At 32.2% G+C, this 16,854-nt stretch carries 12 protein-coding genes and 1 other RNA gene; all 13 read right to left on the bottom strand.

Annotated elements, in window-relative coordinates; genetic code table 11:
- Positions 1 to 19: 19 nt before the first annotated feature.
- The 13 genes from ssrS to ruvB all read right to left on the bottom strand — a co-directional run bounded on the left by ssrS (position 20) and on the right by ruvB (position 16,843).
- Positions 20 to 210: non-coding RNA, 6S RNA (gene ssrS / locus Q4528_RS04160), on the bottom strand.
- A gap of 129 nt (positions 211 to 339) precedes the next feature.
- Positions 340 to 2,106 carry an aspartate--tRNA ligase gene (aspS, locus tag Q4528_RS04155; RefSeq protein ID WP_046466763.1) on the bottom strand — a complete coding sequence of 589 codons (1,767 nt, stop codon included), beginning with the start codon at positions 2,104 to 2,106 and terminating at the stop codon, positions 340 to 342.
- Between the two features lie 15 nt (positions 2,107 to 2,121).
- A complete protein-coding gene (hisS, locus tag Q4528_RS04150) occupies positions 2,122 to 3,384 on the bottom strand; it encodes a histidine--tRNA ligase (RefSeq protein ID WP_046466764.1) in 1,263 nt (420 codons plus the stop codon).
- A gap of 377 nt (positions 3,385 to 3,761) precedes the next feature.
- Entirely contained in the window at positions 3,762 to 4,637 is an 876-nt protein-coding gene (locus Q4528_RS04145) for an N-acetylmuramoyl-L-alanine amidase family protein (RefSeq protein ID WP_046466765.1), read from the bottom strand.
- On the bottom strand, positions 4,634 to 5,086 hold the full coding sequence (gene dtd / locus Q4528_RS04140) for a D-aminoacyl-tRNA deacylase (protein WP_017637067.1): 453 nt from the start codon (positions 5,084 to 5,086) through the stop codon (positions 4,634 to 4,636). The genes Q4528_RS04145 and dtd overlap by 4 nt, the downstream gene beginning before the upstream one ends.
- 22 nt (positions 5,087 to 5,108) lie before the next feature.
- A complete protein-coding gene (locus tag Q4528_RS04135) occupies positions 5,109 to 7,298 on the bottom strand; it encodes a RelA/SpoT family protein (protein WP_046466766.1) in 2,190 nt (729 codons plus the stop codon).
- 538 nt (positions 7,299 to 7,836) lie between these two features.
- Positions 7,837 to 8,355, bottom strand: coding sequence for an adenine phosphoribosyltransferase (locus tag Q4528_RS04130; protein ID WP_029055702.1), 519 nt, complete (start codon positions 8,353 to 8,355; stop codon positions 7,837 to 7,839).
- Positions 8,356 to 8,369: 14 nt separating this feature from the next.
- Positions 8,370 to 10,652, bottom strand: coding sequence for a single-stranded-DNA-specific exonuclease RecJ (gene recJ / locus Q4528_RS04125; RefSeq protein ID WP_046466767.1), 2,283 nt, complete (start codon positions 10,650 to 10,652; stop codon positions 8,370 to 8,372).
- A 123-nt stretch (positions 10,653 to 10,775) separates the two neighbouring features.
- Positions 10,776 to 13,055 (bottom strand): protein translocase subunit SecDF, encoded by a 2,280-nt coding sequence (gene secDF / locus Q4528_RS04120; protein ID WP_303520642.1) that lies wholly within the window; start codon positions 13,053 to 13,055, stop codon positions 10,776 to 10,778.
- 319 nt (positions 13,056 to 13,374) lie between these two features.
- Positions 13,375 to 13,635: a preprotein translocase subunit YajC gene (gene yajC / locus Q4528_RS04115; protein ID WP_017637062.1), complete on the bottom strand. Its 261-nt coding sequence runs from the start codon at positions 13,633 to 13,635 to the stop codon at positions 13,375 to 13,377.
- 15 nt (positions 13,636 to 13,650) lie between these two features.
- The gene (gene tgt / locus Q4528_RS04110; protein WP_303520640.1) at positions 13,651 to 14,790 is read right to left on the bottom strand and encodes a tRNA guanosine(34) transglycosylase Tgt; all 1,140 of its coding nucleotides are present in this window, start codon (positions 14,788 to 14,790) and stop codon (positions 13,651 to 13,653) included.
- Positions 14,791 to 14,811: 21 nt separating this feature from the next.
- Entirely contained in the window at positions 14,812 to 15,837 is a 1,026-nt protein-coding gene (gene queA, locus Q4528_RS04105) for a tRNA preQ1(34) S-adenosylmethionine ribosyltransferase-isomerase QueA (RefSeq protein ID WP_072291849.1), read from the bottom strand.
- 1 nt (position 15,838) lies between these two features.
- Positions 15,839 to 16,843, bottom strand: coding sequence for a Holliday junction branch migration DNA helicase RuvB (gene ruvB, locus Q4528_RS04100; RefSeq protein ID WP_017637059.1), 1,005 nt, complete (start codon positions 16,841 to 16,843; stop codon positions 15,839 to 15,841).
- Positions 16,844 to 16,854: the final 11 nt, after the last annotated feature.

Raw genomic sequence — 16,854 nt, 5'->3', positions numbered from 1 at the left:
ACCTAAGTCTTGCGTACCGATAGAGTCCGTAGATGCCGTAGTTATAAATAGCTTGATCATTCGGCCTGTTTTATACAGGTGGGTGCCCTGTTTCATGTTTTGCAAGTCCTCCAAATGAGGCGTGTGCGCTGCATGAAAACCTATTGGGCTCCCTGATCAAAGAGTGTTAGGCCCAAATAAAAAGCAAACTTACGAACATCACAGATGACTATCTTATGTCATTATATTACCACAAATCTCATGATAAAGGAATTAATCAACTTCGTATTTTTTTAATCATTTTTGTTAAGTCAATAATTAGACATAAACGATAAATGATAAATCTTAATAGTTTATCAATTAATGTCTAATACGTAGTGATAATTCTTCTAATTGTTTATCTGACACTTCTCCCGGAGCATCTGTTAATAAACAAGTAGCTGACGCTGTTTTAGGGAAAGCAATTGTATCTCTAAGATTAGTTCTATTAGTTAATAGCATAACTAATCTATCTAAACCTAACGCAATACCGCCATGTGGTGGTGCACCATATTTGAATGCATCAAGTAAGAAACCAAATTGTTCTTGCGCTTGTTCTTTGGTAAATCCTAATACTTCAAACATTTTTTCTTGTAATTCACCGTTGTGAATTCTAATAGAACCTCCGCCTAATTCATATCCATTTAATACAATATCATATGCATTAGCTTGGGCATTTTCAGGTTCAGAATCTAATTTATCAATATCTTCTTTCTTAGGTGATGTGAATGGATGATGCGCTGCTACATAACGTTTGCTTTCATCATCATATTCTAATAATGGCCAATCAGTTACCCATAAGAAGTTTAATTTCGTTTCATCAATCAAGCCTAATTCTTTTGCAAGTTTAATACGTAATGCACCTAAACTTTGAGCTACCACTTCAGGTTTGTCAGCTACAAACATAACTAGGTCTCCAGCTTCTGCATCAGTAAGTGATTTTAATAATTCAGCATCTTTGTCTTCAAAGAAACGTGCAATAGGTCCTGTTAAACCTTCTTCCGTTACTTTAACCCAAGCTAATCCTTTAGCACCGTATATGTTAACAAACTCTGTTAATGCATCCATATCTTTACGAGTATATTGTTCTGCAGCACCTTTAGCTACAAGAGATTTTATTTCTCCATTGTTTTCAACTGTATCTTTAAATACTTTAAAGTCCATTTCATGACCTAATTGTGAAACATTAATTAATTCCATATCAAAACGTGTATCAGGTTTATCTGATCCATAACGATTCATCGCTTCTTCATAAGTCATGCGTGGGAATGGGCCTTCAACATCAATACCTTTAACATCTTTTACGACTTTACGTAACATTTCTTCACCCATAGCCATAACATCTTCTTGATCAACAAAACTCATTTCTATATCGACTTGAGTGAACTCAGGTTGACGGTCAGCACGTAAATCTTCATCACGGAAACATTTTACGATTTGATAATATTTGTCAAAACCACTAATCATTAATAATTGTTTAAATAGCTGTGGTGATTGTGGTAATGCATAAAATTCACCATCATGTACACGAGAAGGTACTAAATAGTCTCTTGCACCTTCTGGCGTTGATTTTGTTAAAACTGGTGTTTCAATATCATAGAATCCACTTTCATCTAGGTATTGACGAATTGAACGTGTTGTTTGATGTCTCATTTTAAAAGTTTGTGCTAGTTCTTGTCGACGTAAATCTAAATATCTATATTTTAATCTTATATTTTCATCTACATTTGTATTTTCTTCATTAATTGAAAATGGTGGTGTTTCAGATTTATTGATAATTTCAATATTTTCAACCTGCACTTCCACTTGACCTGTTTTTATTTTAGGGTTTACTGTTTCAGTATCACGTTTAGTAACTACACCTTGTACTTCTACGATATATTCTGATCTAACAGTTTCTGCAATATTTAATGCTTCTTGAGAAAAGTCTGGATTAAACACAATTTGTACTATACCTTCTCTATCTCTTAAATCAATAAAAATTAATCCACCTAAGTCACGTCTGTTATGAACCCATCCCTTTAAAGTTACTTTTTCGTTTAATAAGTTCTCTGTAACTAATCCACAATATGTTGTTCGCTTACTCATTTTAAAACTCCCTTTCTATTTATGAAAATAATCAACAATTTGATCTAATTGTATTGATTCAGATTCACCGGTTTCCATATTTTTAATATCAATTTGATTGTTTTCCAATTCTTGATCACCAATTACAATAGTATATTTCGCATTTAATCGGTCAGCTTGTTTCATTTGTCCTTTAATTTTTCTGTTCATATAATCTTTATCTGCTTTAACACCATTTTTACGTAGCTGATTAAGTAACTTAACTGCATATCGATCTGCAGCTTCTCCCATAGTTACTACAAATAAATCAAATTCATTTTCAACATCTAGTTCAATGTCTTCTTCTTCCAATGCTAGAAGTAATCTTTCAATACTTAATGCAAACCCAATACCTGTTTGGCTTGGTCCACCTAATAATTCAAGAAGACCATTATAACGTCCGCCGCCACAAAGCGTTGTAATTGCTCCGTCATAATTAGGGTTATCCATCATCAATTCAAATGCGGTATGAGTATAATAATCTAATCCACGTACTAAATTAGGATCTTCTACGTAAGGAATACCTAAATCATCTAAATGTTTTTTAACTTGCTCATAATATGCTTTAGAGTCCTCGTTTAAAAAATCAGTAATACGTGGAGCGTTTTTAACTGCCTCTTTGTCTCTATCAACTTTACAATCCAATATTCTCATTGGGTTAGAGTGTAATCGTGATTGACAATCTTGACAAAAGTCACCGATAACTGGTTCGAAATGTTTTACTAACGCTTCGTTATATTCTTTACGAGAATCACTATCACCAATACTATTAATCGCTAACTTCAAATGTTTTAAACCAAAAGATTCATATATATGCATAACCATCGCTAATACTTCAGCATCAATACTTGGATTTTCTGAACCAATTGCCTCAACACCAAATTGGTTAAATTGACGATAACGACCTTTTTGTTTACGTTCATATCGGAACATCGGTCCATTATAATATAACTTCACAGGTTGATTTGGGTTACCTTGCATTTTATGTTCAATATAAGAACGAACTACACCAGCTGTTCCTTCAGGTCTTAATGTAATACTACGGTCACCTTTATCTTTAAATGTGTACATTTCTTTTTGAACGACGTCGGTAGAATCTCCCACACCTCTAGCAAAAAGTTCAGTGCTTTCAAAAATAGGCGTTCTAATTTCTTGATAGTCGTATAGTTCCATTAATTGATCAAGTTTGTTCTCAATATAACGCCATTTGATTGAATCTTCAGGTAATATATCTTGTGTTCCTCTTGGAATTTTAATCATATTTTATCTCCTTTACTAATATTGAGCACGTTTATTTCGTTATAAATTTAAAAAATTAAATAAAAAAGCCCTTGCATAGTATTTAATACTACACAAGGGACGAATATCCGTGTTGCCACCCTAATTGATTTAGACATAATTGTCTCAAATCCACTCAAAACGTTTAACGTACGTTACCCGGCTTTACTTTGGAATAAAGCACCTCTTCTTGTGTTCAAAGTCATAAACTACTCAGTGTAACCTTTCAGCCTTATGGGTTACATTTCTACGTATATATTTATATACTACCTCTTTTGTTTATTCTTTCAAGAATACAATCGGTTTATTATTTATAATTCAATTATTATGATAACGAGTTTTCTAATGATTTGCAAGTTCTATGATGAGAAATATTGTTTTAGACCGTCAACAACTGCTTCTTCAACAATTTGTCTATGTAACTTATCTCTAACCATAACTTCATCTGTTGGATTGCTAATATAACCTAATTCTAACAATACTGCAGGAATATTCGTTTGTCTTAATACTTGATAGTTTTGTTGCCTTGCTTCTTTATTTGTAAGGAGGGATTTCTTTTGGATGCTACTACTAAGTGTTTGGGCTAGTGATTCTTGGTTATCTTGTAACCAATATACAGTTACACCGTTAGCGTTTGGGGAATCTAGCGAGTCATTATGTATGCTTATAAAAGCGTCTCCTTTGATATTCCTATCATCCAAAGACACATATGTATCATCAGAACGTGTCATTTTTACATGAGCACCTTCTTTTTCAAGTAATGCTTTTAACTCTTTTGCAGTTTTTAATGTATATACTTTTTCTAAACTTTTTGAGGAAGTATTACTTGAAGCTCCCTGATCACGTCCACCGTGACCAGGGTCAAGTACAATCGTTTTCCCTTTTAATGGATTAGATTTTTTAGAATTATCGGCATGGATATTTAAGTTAGTATGCCAACCAGCAACCCAACCTTTTTTGTCTCCAGCTTTATTCTTCACTTCAATCCATTTCCCAGATTTACCTATCTTTTCAAAGGTATCGCCTTTTTCAATTTTATAGATAACAGGATAAGCAGCATTTGGTCCTGTTCTAAACTCTGCGCTTTCAGTAATAGATATTGTGCCATTATCTTCATCATTATAATTTAAGAACATAAATAATAATATTAGAAACAACACAAAACAAATGACAACAATAAATGTAAGGCGATTATTTTGCCAACTTTTAGTTAACCATTTACTCAAGTTGTTCATATTACTTTGCCATCCTGACTCTCATAAATGATTGTAACAGGACCATCATTATGAATTTCTACATTCATATGTGTTCCAAATTCACCTGTTTTCACATTTAATCCATATGATCTTAATGCCTCATTGAACGATTCATATAATTCATTTGCTTCATCAGGTGATTTAGAATTTGAAAAGCCAGGTCGATTACCTTTTTTCACATCAGCATATAAAGTGAATTGTGAAATAGATAATATTTCTCCTTCAATTTGTTGAATATTAAAATTCAGTTTGTCATTTTCATCTTCAAATAATCTAGCATTCGCAATCTTCTTGGCAACTGCTTGCACATCAGCTTCTGTTGATGATTTACCAACACCTACTAATAAGCAATAACCCTTTTTAATAGAATTGTGAATGTTGTCATTTGATACAGAAGCTTCTGAAACTCTTTGTACAACTACTCTCATTTTTCTTTGCACCTCTTAAGTTCTAGTTCCATACTCTTGTAACAGTATATACATCACCTAACTGTTTAATCTTTTCAACTACACGGTAAACATCATTTACATTTTTAACCATGACACTAATATTAATAATTGCATTTTTATCAATATCGGAACGGCCAGAAACCTTTATTAAACTACCTGCAGTTGAATTGACTGCTTGTAACACTTCATTTAATAGACCATTACGATCATATGCAGTAACTTCAAGATCAACTTGATAACGTTGGGTCGAATCTTTTGATTTAACCCATTCAACCGAAATTAATCTTTCTGTTTCATTTTTTATATTAGGACAATCTGTTCTATGCACTTTAATACCGTGACCTTTGGTGATATAACCTACAATATCATCACCTGGTATAGGATTACAACATTTTGATAGCTTAATTAGAACATTTTCTAGTCCTTCAACATAAACACCACTATCAGTGATAATATCTTCTTTTATTGGTACAGATTTAGTTACCTCTTGTGCTTCGTTTAGTGCTTTTTGTTTATCTAATATTCTTTGACGTTCAGTCAATTTATTAACAATTTGAACTGCAGTTACACCACCAAAACCAACTGCAGCATACAAGTCATCTTCATTTGCAAAATGATATTTTTCATTTACTACTTCTATATTTTTTTCAGTAAGAATATCATCAACTCTAAATCCTTGTTCTTTAATTTCCGCTTCAACCATGAATTTGCCCTTTTCAATATTTGAAGAACGGTCTTGCTTTTTAAAGAAACTTTTAATTTTACTCTTAGCGCTTGATGATTTAACAATTTTTAGCCAGTCTCTACTTGGTCCATAAGAATGTTTACTGGTTCTAATTTCAATGATATCACCAGTTTGAAGAATATAATCAATTGGTACGATTTTTCCATTTACTTTAGCACCAATCATTTTATTTCCTACTTCACTATGAATCGCATATGCAAAATCAATTGGTACCGCACCATATGGCAATTCTATAACGTCACTTGCAGGTGTAAATGCATAGACTTTATCACTTTGTAAATCGTATTTTAAAGATTCCATAAATTCTTGTGCGTCAGATGACGTATGGTCTGTTTCAGCTAAGTCTTTTAACCAATTTAATTTATTTTGGAAATCCTGTGTTTTCTCATTTACAGTTTTACCTTCTTTGTATGCCCAATGTGCTGCTACACCATGTTCAGCAATTTCATGCATTTCGTAAGTACGAATTTGTATTTCTAGCGGATCGCCATTAGGACCAACTACAGTTGTATGTAATGATTGGTACATATTTTGTTTAGGCATTGCTATATAATCTTTAAAACGTCCTGGCATAGGTTTCCATAACGTATGTACAAGACCTAAAATTGCATAACAATCATTAATAGTATTAACAATGATTCGTACAGCAAGTAGATCAAATATTTGATCGAATTGCTTTTTCTGTTTCATCATTTTTCTATAAATGCTATATATATGCTTTGGTCGACCGTTGATTTCACCAACAATACTCATTTTATCCATTTCACCTTGAATTTGACCAATAGCATTTTCTATATATGCTTCACGTTCACTACGTTTTTTCTTCATTAAATTAACGATGCGGAAATATTGCACGCTATCAATATATCTTAAAGCAGTATCTTCTAATTCCCATTTAATTGTATTAATACCTAGTCTATGAGCTAATGGGGCATAAATTTCTAGGGTTTCTTTAGAAATTCTAATTTGTTTTTCTCTAGGCATTGCTTTTAGCGTTCTCATATTATGTAATCTATCTGCTAATTTAACTAGAATAACACGCACATCTTTGGCAATGGCTATAAACAATTTACGGTGATTTTCTGCTTGTTGTTCTTCCTTAGAACGATATTTTACTTTTTTTAATTTTGTAACACCGTCTACAATTCTTGCAACTTCTTCATTAAACATATTTTTGACGTCATCAAATGTATACGGCGTATCTTCAATGACATCATGTAAGAAACCTGCAACTATCGTGGGTCCGTCTAATCTCATTTCAGTAAGAATTCCCGCTACTTGTATAGGATGCATGATATATGGCAGGCCATTTTTTCTGAATTGCCCTTGATGTGCTTCATAAGCAATATGATAACTTTTTAAAACATATTGATATTCACTTTCACTTAAATAGGACTTTGCCTTGTAAAGCACTTCGTCAGCACTATAAGGATACTCGTTATTCAATATAGACACCCCACTTATTGATTATATTTCTATCTCTGAACTTTATTATCGATTGTTATGTATTATGCCCTAAAATTAAAAATGATGATAAGAATTTATGCAAATTAATTTTTAACTAACTCATTTAGTAAAGGCTTATCTAAAAAACATTAAAATGACTTTATATAATAAATAATCATTAAATGTAACTAATGGCTTAAATTTAAAAAGAAAACAAAATAGCCATGTGACTCAACAACTTTGAATTGTTTTCATTTTATCAAAATTTAGAGGCACTGATAAGCTATCTATCATGAATTAAAATATAATATTAGCTATATGATACTACAATTTTTTGAATAAATAAATGAATCTCAATTATATTGTAAAGCAACCCTACATTAATTTTATCTTCACTGTTTATATAAATACATTTGACTGGTCCGTTAATTCCTTAAATACAAAAAACTAGTTCTCATATATCATATTATTAACGATAATATGTTAATAAGTGTGAGAACTAGCTTATATTCTTTAGTTTACAAGTTTTAAATTAATACTATTCATCGTAAGAAATTAAACTCATTACATCATAATCTTTAATTTTTTCAATACCGTTTAAATATTTTAATTCTATAATGAATGCAATGCCGACTACTATGCCGCCTAATTTTTCAACAAGTTTAATAGCAGCTTCGATAGTACCACCAGTGGCTAATAAATCGTCAGTGATTAATACTCTTTGTCCTGGTCTAATAGCGTCTTTATGCATTGTTAAGACATTTGTCCCATATTCTAAGTTATACTCATATTTGATAACTTCGCGAGGTAACTTTCCTTCTTTACGAACTGGTGCAAATCCAATACCCATAGAATATGCTACAGGACAACCAATAATAAATCCGCGAGCCTCTGGTCCAACTACTACGTCCACGTCTTTTTCTCTTGCATACTCTACAATTTGGTCTGTGGCATAACCATAAGCTTTACCATTATCCATAATTGTTGTAATATCTTTAAAACTAACTCCCGGTTTCGGCCAATCTGGAACTTCAGATACATATTGTTTTAAATCCATTTTAAAATTTCCTCCTAATAATTATCTCCCAAATGTGATTTTATCCATTGATTTAAATGCGTAAAATCATCGTATAATAATAATTTTTCAACTTCTATTCTAGACAACCTACTTTGATACATCTGACTTGATTCTATGTCCTGTTTACTAGGTTGAGTCGCAATCGTTATTATACCATCATCTTCGTTAATAAATCCTAATTCTAAAAATACTTTTAACATAAATTTTAGTATATTTGCTTTAATATTGAGAAATTCGCATAACATCATACCTTCAGTTGCTAAATTCATTTCTTTTTTATTAATTAAAGCTTTATAACATTTTTTAAATAATTCTTTGCTAGGCATACCTTCAAAATAAATTGAAGCTTTATGTTGGAATACGATATAAACCTGAGAGATTTGTGTTTGTTGTAAAGTAAGTTTTAGCTCATCAAGCGTCATGGGTAAATCTCTTAATACCATTTTATCAAAATGATCAGGTACAGTTTCACCATAATAAAATTCATTTTCATTTAATTTTTGGGCTTTTGATTGAATCATAAAAGCAGTAGTTTCATCATTATTTAAGAAATCTGTATTTTTACTTTTACTTCGGTAGTCTAATATTTGCAATGTATCCATAGCAATATCTTGAACCATAAATTGAGGTGTTTGATTACCGTTCCACTCATTAATTTGAAGATTACCAATTAAATTTACAGGTTGACCTATTTCTAATTGAGATGCATATGCGCCATTTTGCCAAAACAATGAAACTAAATTTGATTCACCTAATGTCATTTTTAAGTGATTCTGTTCTTTTCCTATTGCTTTAAGAGATTTAATAGCAATATCTCTTATTTCAAATAACGGAGAAGTGAAATCCGTACCAAAAGGTCTTAATTTTTGAATATCTCTAATATTTTTAATTGTAATATCAGATTCATCTAGTAATACATCAACATTCTTACTTGGCTCTAGCGATGTTGTTTCACTTAAACGCGCCATCCAATCATTTAAGCCAGTGCGTAACTCATCTATATTATCAATGTCCATCGTCATTCCTGCAGCCATATGATGGCCACCAAACTTGCTAATTAAATCTTGGTGCGCACTTAATATTTCGAACATTGATACTTGTTCAATTGATCTTGCTGACCCTTTAGCATGATTTTGTTCATAATCAATATTTAATATTAACGTTGGCAAACTATATGTCTCTACAATTTTAGAAGCAACGATGCCTAATACACCTTCATGCCAATCTTCTTTAGCTAATAATAAAAATTGGTGACCTTGCTTAACATAATCTTCTGCCATTGCAAGTGCCTCTTCCGTTATAGAAGCGACTATATCTTTGCGTTCTTGATTAAAATGCTCTACTTGTTCTGCCAAGAATTCCGCTTCTTCAGGACTTTCTGACATTAATAGCTCAGCAGCTAAAGATGCATCTTCCAATCTTCCTACTGCGTTTAATCTTGGACCAATAATAAACCCAATAGTTTCTTCTGAAATTTCATCATTGAAACTTGCTTGGTTCAATAACGCTTTTATTGCTATAGGACAACTTTCATTCATCACTCGTAACCCATTTTGAACAATCGAACGATTCTCATCTGTTAAAGATACCAAATCGGCAATTGTTCCAATCGCAGCGTATGCTTTAAAATAATTTGGTACATTATCTAACAATGTTTGTGCTAGTTTGTATGCTACACCTGCACCACATAAATATTTAAATGGATAATCAAATTCTGGATGCATTGGGTGTACGATAGCATATGCTTCAGGTAAAGTACGACCTATTTCATGATGATCGGTCACAATCACATCTACACCTAGATCTTGTACCATTTTAATTTCATTATGACCTTGTATACCATTATCCACTGTAATAATTAGTGATACACCTTCATCATAGGCATTTTGGAAGGCCATTTCATTAGGTCCATATCCTTCTGTAAAACGGTTTGGAATATACCATCCTACTTGGGCTCCTAACTTTTGAAGTGTATGTACTAATATCGTTGTAGAAGTAACGCCATCAGCATCATAATCTCCATACACAAGAATGCGTTCATTTTTATCGATGGCTTGATTAATTCGTTCAACTGTTTTGTCAATATCACTTAAAAGAGAGGTATCATGATCAATTTCTACACCATTTAATGTCTGTTGAATGCTTTCTTCGTAAACAATATGTTTACTTTCTAAAATTTTCTTAATAATAGGTGATAGTTTTAAGCTTTTAACAATATCATCAGTTATATATTCAGTTGGGTTATTTAAATTCCAATTATATTTAGATTTAATCATAAGTAACCTTCCTCATTTCCAAATGTCATTATATCTAAAATTGAAGAAAATAAAAAGGTTGAGCCTTTGTTGGAAAAATCTATTGCAGATTATATCCAACATTTATGCTCAACCTTTAGTTGATTATACTACTATTTTTTCATCATTTGATTTTTTCTCTTTATAAACAACTAGTTTATGATTAGATGATTTTTTCAATTGACGTTTTTTCATAATTCCCCATAGAGGAACAGCAATGAATACAGATGAGAATACACCTGAAATTAATCCAATTAATAATGCTAATGAGAAATTAAATATTGTTGGTGCTCCTAATAAAAGAATTGACACAATAACAACGACTACTGTTAAAACGGTATTAATTGAACGTGTCATTGTTTGTCTAATAGATCTATTAACAATATCATCGATTTGTTCTGATGTAGTGATGACCTTAATTTTATGAAGGTTTTCACGGACACGGTCAAATGTAACAATTGTATCGTTAATTGAATAACCAACTATTGTTAAAATAGCTGCGATAAACGTTAGGTCAACTTCTAAACGTAATAAACTAAATACAGCAACTATTATAAATACGTCATGTAATAATGCTAAAACAGAAGATAATCCCATTCTCCATTCAAATCGGAGTGACACATAGATAATAATACCTAACGCAGCATAAACTAATGCTAGCATTGCATTTTTAGCTAATTCTTGTCCAATAAGTGGTGAAACTGTATTAATTTGTGGAGTATCACCAAATTCAGATTTCATCTTGTCACTTAATTGATTATCTTTTGCTTGAGATAAATCTTGTTTGAACTGAATTGTCGCATTTTTACTACCAGATCCATTAATTTGAATTTGATCTGCTTCTAGTCCAACATCTTTCACTACTTTTTCAACTTTGGATTGCGTTAATGGTTCTTTTGATTGTAAATCAACACGCGTACCTGCAGAGAAATCAATTCCTAAGTTCAATTTGAAAATGTACAGAATAACCAAACCTACAACAACGATTAAAATACTTAAACTAATAAGTGGTTTAGCTAATTTAACAAAATTCCATTTCTCAAATGAAGTTTTTAAATCATGTACATCTATACCTTCACTGATATCATGTCTATCTTGTTTCTTAACACCGAATAACCAGAATTTTTTCTTAAATAGATTTGAATAAACAAGTAATGATAATAGTAATCTAGATAAGAATACTGCAGTTACAAAGATCATCAATATACCAAGTAACAGCATTGTCGCGAAACCTTTAACTGAACTTTCACCGAAGAAGAATAATACTGCTGCGGCAATTACAGTTGTTAAGTTTGAATCGAAGATAGTTAAGAATGAACTTTTATTTGCTTTGGAATATGCTTGTTTAAGCGTCCTACCTATTCTCAACTCATCTTTAATCCGCTCGTACATGATGATATTAGCATCTACTGCCATTCCGACACCTAATACTAACGCTGCTAGACCAGGTAGTGTAAGGACACCTGATATAAAGTTAAATGACACTAGAGTTAGATAAATATATGTTGTTAATGCAATAATTGCCACTAAACCTGGTAATCTATAGAAACCTAACATAAATAGGTAAATTAGTGCTACCCCAACTACTGAGGCAAAGATTGTTTTATCTAAAGCGTCTTGACCAAATTCCGCACCTACTGAGTTAGAATAAATTTCTTTAAGATCAACTGGTAAAGAACCGGCATTTAATAACTCTGAAATTTGCTTAGCTTTCTTAACGCCTTCTTGACCATGGAATCCACCAGAAATTTCTACACTATCGGAATTAATTGGTTGATCAACATTTGCAGCTGATACGAATTTAGGATCTTTTTTGTTAGCTTCTTTTTTATAGCTATCGCCTTTTTTGAAGTCTAACCAAACAACCATCACATTATTTTGTTTTTTAGATATTTCTTCAGTTACTTTTTTAAATTTGTTTTTATCTTTGACTTTAAAAGTAACTGTTGGGTCATTGGTATTTTGTTTAAATTCTTGTTTAGCAGACCCTTGTTTAATATCTGCACCGCTTAATTTAACTTTATCATCCGCATCACGAATCGTTAAATTAGCTTGAGATGATAAAATCTTTCTAGCTTCTTTCTGATCTTTAACCCCTGCAAGTTGTACTCTTATCCTATTGGGATCTTCAACTTGGATTTTAGGTTCAGAAACACCTAATACGTTAACACGGTTTTCTAGGGTTTGCGCTGTTGATTGCAACGCATTTTTATCAATTTTATCACCCTTATGTAATGGATCAACTTGATAAAGTACCTCGAAGCCACCTTGTAAATCAAGGCCTAAGTTAACATTCTTAATTACATTCTTGTATGTAAGACCCATACCTGCGAACAGAAGGACCACCAGTAGTAAGAATGCAATCAGTCTACTACTTTTCTTCACATGAACACCTCATTATTTACTTATGATACTAGAATACTCGAAAAATCCTAATATTTGCAAGTCGGAATCAAAAGATTAACTTTTTACGACTCATTCATATTAACATACTACACTTTAGAGCGAAATTATTGGATACTTTCTTATTAGGAATTGATTTGTAAACTTAAAGAAAGTTAGCTATTTAGTTCACTATAATAATTCACTTATTAACTTAAAATATACATAATTTAGGTTGAAAATAAAAATACTGATACTACCTAAATTGATAGCACCAGTATTTATAATTAATAAAAATTAAACTAACATTTTTTATTTTACTTTATGAAGGATCAACTTGTTTAATAGCTGGTTTTTCAAAAGTCATTTCAGTACCGTGTCCATTAACTGTTACGACTACTGTTGTTTCGTCAACTGCTTTAACTGTACCTTTAATTCCACCGATTGTAGTAATTCTTTGGCCAGCTTCAACACGACTTATCATTTCACGATGCTCTTTAGCACGTTTTTGTTGTGGTCTAATTAAGAAGAAATACATTAGAGCCAATAATAAGATCGGTAATATCAATGATGTAAATTGCATGTTACATTCTCCTCTTTAAAAGTTTTTAGGGTTATCTACATTTAATCCATACTGTTCGAAGAATTCTGCTTTAAAATCTAAAAGTCTATCTTCTCGAATGGCTTGTCTAATATCTTCCATTAATTTTAGCAGAAAATGTAAATTATGAATAGTAGTAAGACGTATACCAAAAGTTTCTTCTGCTTTGATTAAGTGTCTTATATATGCTCTAGAGTAATTTTTACATGTATAACAATCACAATTTTCATCTAATGGTCTTAAATCATCTGCAAATTTAGCATTCTTAATAACTAAACGTCCATTTGAAGTCATACATGTACCATTTCTAGCTATACGAGTTGGTAGTACGCAATCAAACATATCCATTCCACGGATACTACATTCAATCAATGCGTCTGGTGATCCCACACCCATTAAATATCTAGGTTTATCTTTAGGCATGAATTGTTCTGTATGTTCAACCATCTCGTACATAACTGGCTTAGGTTCTCCTACTGAAAGGCCACCAATTGCATATCCTGGAAAATCTAATTCGACAAGCTCTTTAGCGCTTTGTTCACGTAAATCCTTATATTCACCACCTTGGATAATTCCAAAAAGTGATTGTTCTTCAGGACGAGCGTGTGCTTTTAAACATCTTTCTGCCCAACGTGTAGTTCTTTCAATAGAATTTTTTACATATTCATATTCAGAAGGCATAGGTGGACATTCATCAAACGCCATCATGATGTCTGAACCTAAATCATTTTGAATTTGCATTGATTTTTCAGGACTTAAAAATAATTTAGAACCATTTGTATGATGTCTAAATTCAACGCCTTCTTCTGAAATTTTACGTAAATTACTTAAACTAAAAACTTGGAATCCTCCAGAATCAGTTAAAATAGGACCATTCCAATTCATGAATTTATGGAGTCCCCCAGCGTGTTTGATGATATCATTTCCAGGTTGCAACCACAAATGATATGTATTTCCTAATATAATCTGAGCCTCTATTTGACGCAATTCTTCTGGACTCGTAGTTTTAACGGTAGCTTTAGTACCAACTGGCATAAACATAGGTGTTTCAAATGAGCCATGTGGCGTATGTACAATACCTAATCTTGCACCTGATTGTTTACAAGTTTTAATATGTTCATATGTTACTGCAGGCATAAAATATATCCTCACATTCTTTTATATAATTAACATTGCATCTCCAAAACTAAAGAATCTATATTCCATTTCTACTGCTTTTTGATATGCATTCAAAATATACTGTCTACTACTAAACGCTGATACTAACATGACTAACGTTGATTTTGGTAAATGGAAGTTAGTGATCAGACCATCTATAGCTTTGTATTCAAATCCAGGATAGATAAAGATATCTGTCCAACCACTTTTTTCTACAAATTCAGAGTGATCTCTACGAATTGTTTCTAGTGTTCTGGTTGACGTCGTTCCTACAGATATAATTCGATGACCTTTTGCTTTTGTATCATTTAATAAATCTGCAGTTTGCTGTGTCAATTGATAATATTCACTATGCATTTCGTGATCATCGATATTATCTACACTAACTGGTCTAAATGTTCCAAGTCCAACATGCAAAGTGATAAATGCTATATTCACACCTTTTTCTTTGATAGCTTCTAATAAACTATCAGTAAAGTGTAAACCAGCAGTTGGCGCTGCAGCAGAACCGCTTTCTTTAGCATAAACAGTTTGATATCTGTTTGGGTCATCTAAGCGTTCCTTAATATAAGGCGGTAAAGGCATCTCACCTAGTTCATCCAATCTTTCTTGTAAAATGCCATCATAATGCAAGCGCATAATTCTGCCACCTTGTTCTAACTCTTCAATACACTCAGCTATAATTTTACCTTCTCCAAAGTTAAGTTTATTTCCAACTTTAATACGCTTAGCTGGTTTTAATAGAACTTCCCAATCATTACCTTCAATTTGAGTTAACATAAGCATTTCAACTTTGGCACCAGTTTCTTCTTTCAAACCAAAAAGTCTAGCTGGCATTACTCTAGTATCGTTTAATACTAACGTATCTCCCGGTTTAAAATAATTGATTACATCTCTGAAGTGAAGATGTTCCATGTCACCGGTATTTCTATCTAAAACTAATAATCTACTTTGGTCTCTATTTTTTAAAGGTGTTTGCGCAATTAGAGATTCAGGTAAATCATAGTCGAAATCTTCAATATTCAACTTACTCCCTCATTTCATTATTATGACTAAAATGTTCATGCGCTAAAGGTGTTGCTTTTCTACCGCGTGGTGTACGTTCTAAAAATCCTTTTTGAATTAAGAAAGGTTCATATACATCTTCTATAGTAATACGTTCTTCTCCAATAGAGACAGCAATCGTATCCAAGCCCACCGGTCCACCTTTATATTGATTTAAAATACAGTTCATCATCTTATGATCAATATAATCTAAGCCATAATCATCTACTTGTAATAACTTTAATGCACGTTTTGTAGTTTCAATATATATTTGATCATCTTCATTAACTTGTTGGAAATCTCTTACTCTTTTTAATAAACGGTTTGCTACACGAGGTGTACCTCTAGAACGCTTAGCTAATTCAATGGCGCTTTCGTTATCAATGTCTGTTCCTAATACTTCAGCCGTTCTTATAATGATTTCCTTCAAATCTGCTTCATTATAGTATTCTAATCTTAAATGTACTCCAAATCGATCTCTAAGCGGACCTGTTAAACTGCCTGCTCTTGTAGTCGCACCTACGAGTGTAAACGGCGGTAAATCAATACGTATACTACGTGCTTCATCACCTTTTCCGATTATAATATCTAGGAAAAAATCTTCCATAGCCGGATACAATACTTCTTCAACTACACTACTTAAGCGATGTATTTCATCTATAAAAAGTACATCTCCTGGTTGTAACCCGGAAAGAATAGCTGCCAGATCCCCTGGACGTTCTAAAGAAGGTCCAGAAACCGTTCTAATATTAACTTCCATTTCATTAGCAATAATATTAGATAACGTAGTTTTACCTAACCCTGGGGGACCATATAATAGAACATGATCTAAAGGTTCTTCTCTTAATTTAGCTGCTTTTATAAATACCTCTAAATTACTTTTGATAGAAGATTGACCAATATATTGTTTTAATTTCGTAGGTCGTAAAGATAATTCGAAGTCAGATTCTTCACTATGTACAGATTGATCGACCATTCTTTCATCCATATCATTTCCCC

Origin of the sequence: Staphylococcus pasteuri (genome assembly GCF_030547725.1) — a bacterium.
GTDB lineage: Bacteria > Bacillota > Bacilli > Staphylococcales > Staphylococcaceae > Staphylococcus > Staphylococcus pasteuri.
The sequence above is the reverse complement of the archived record's forward strand: the minus strand, read 5'-3'. Positions and strand labels throughout refer to the sequence as shown.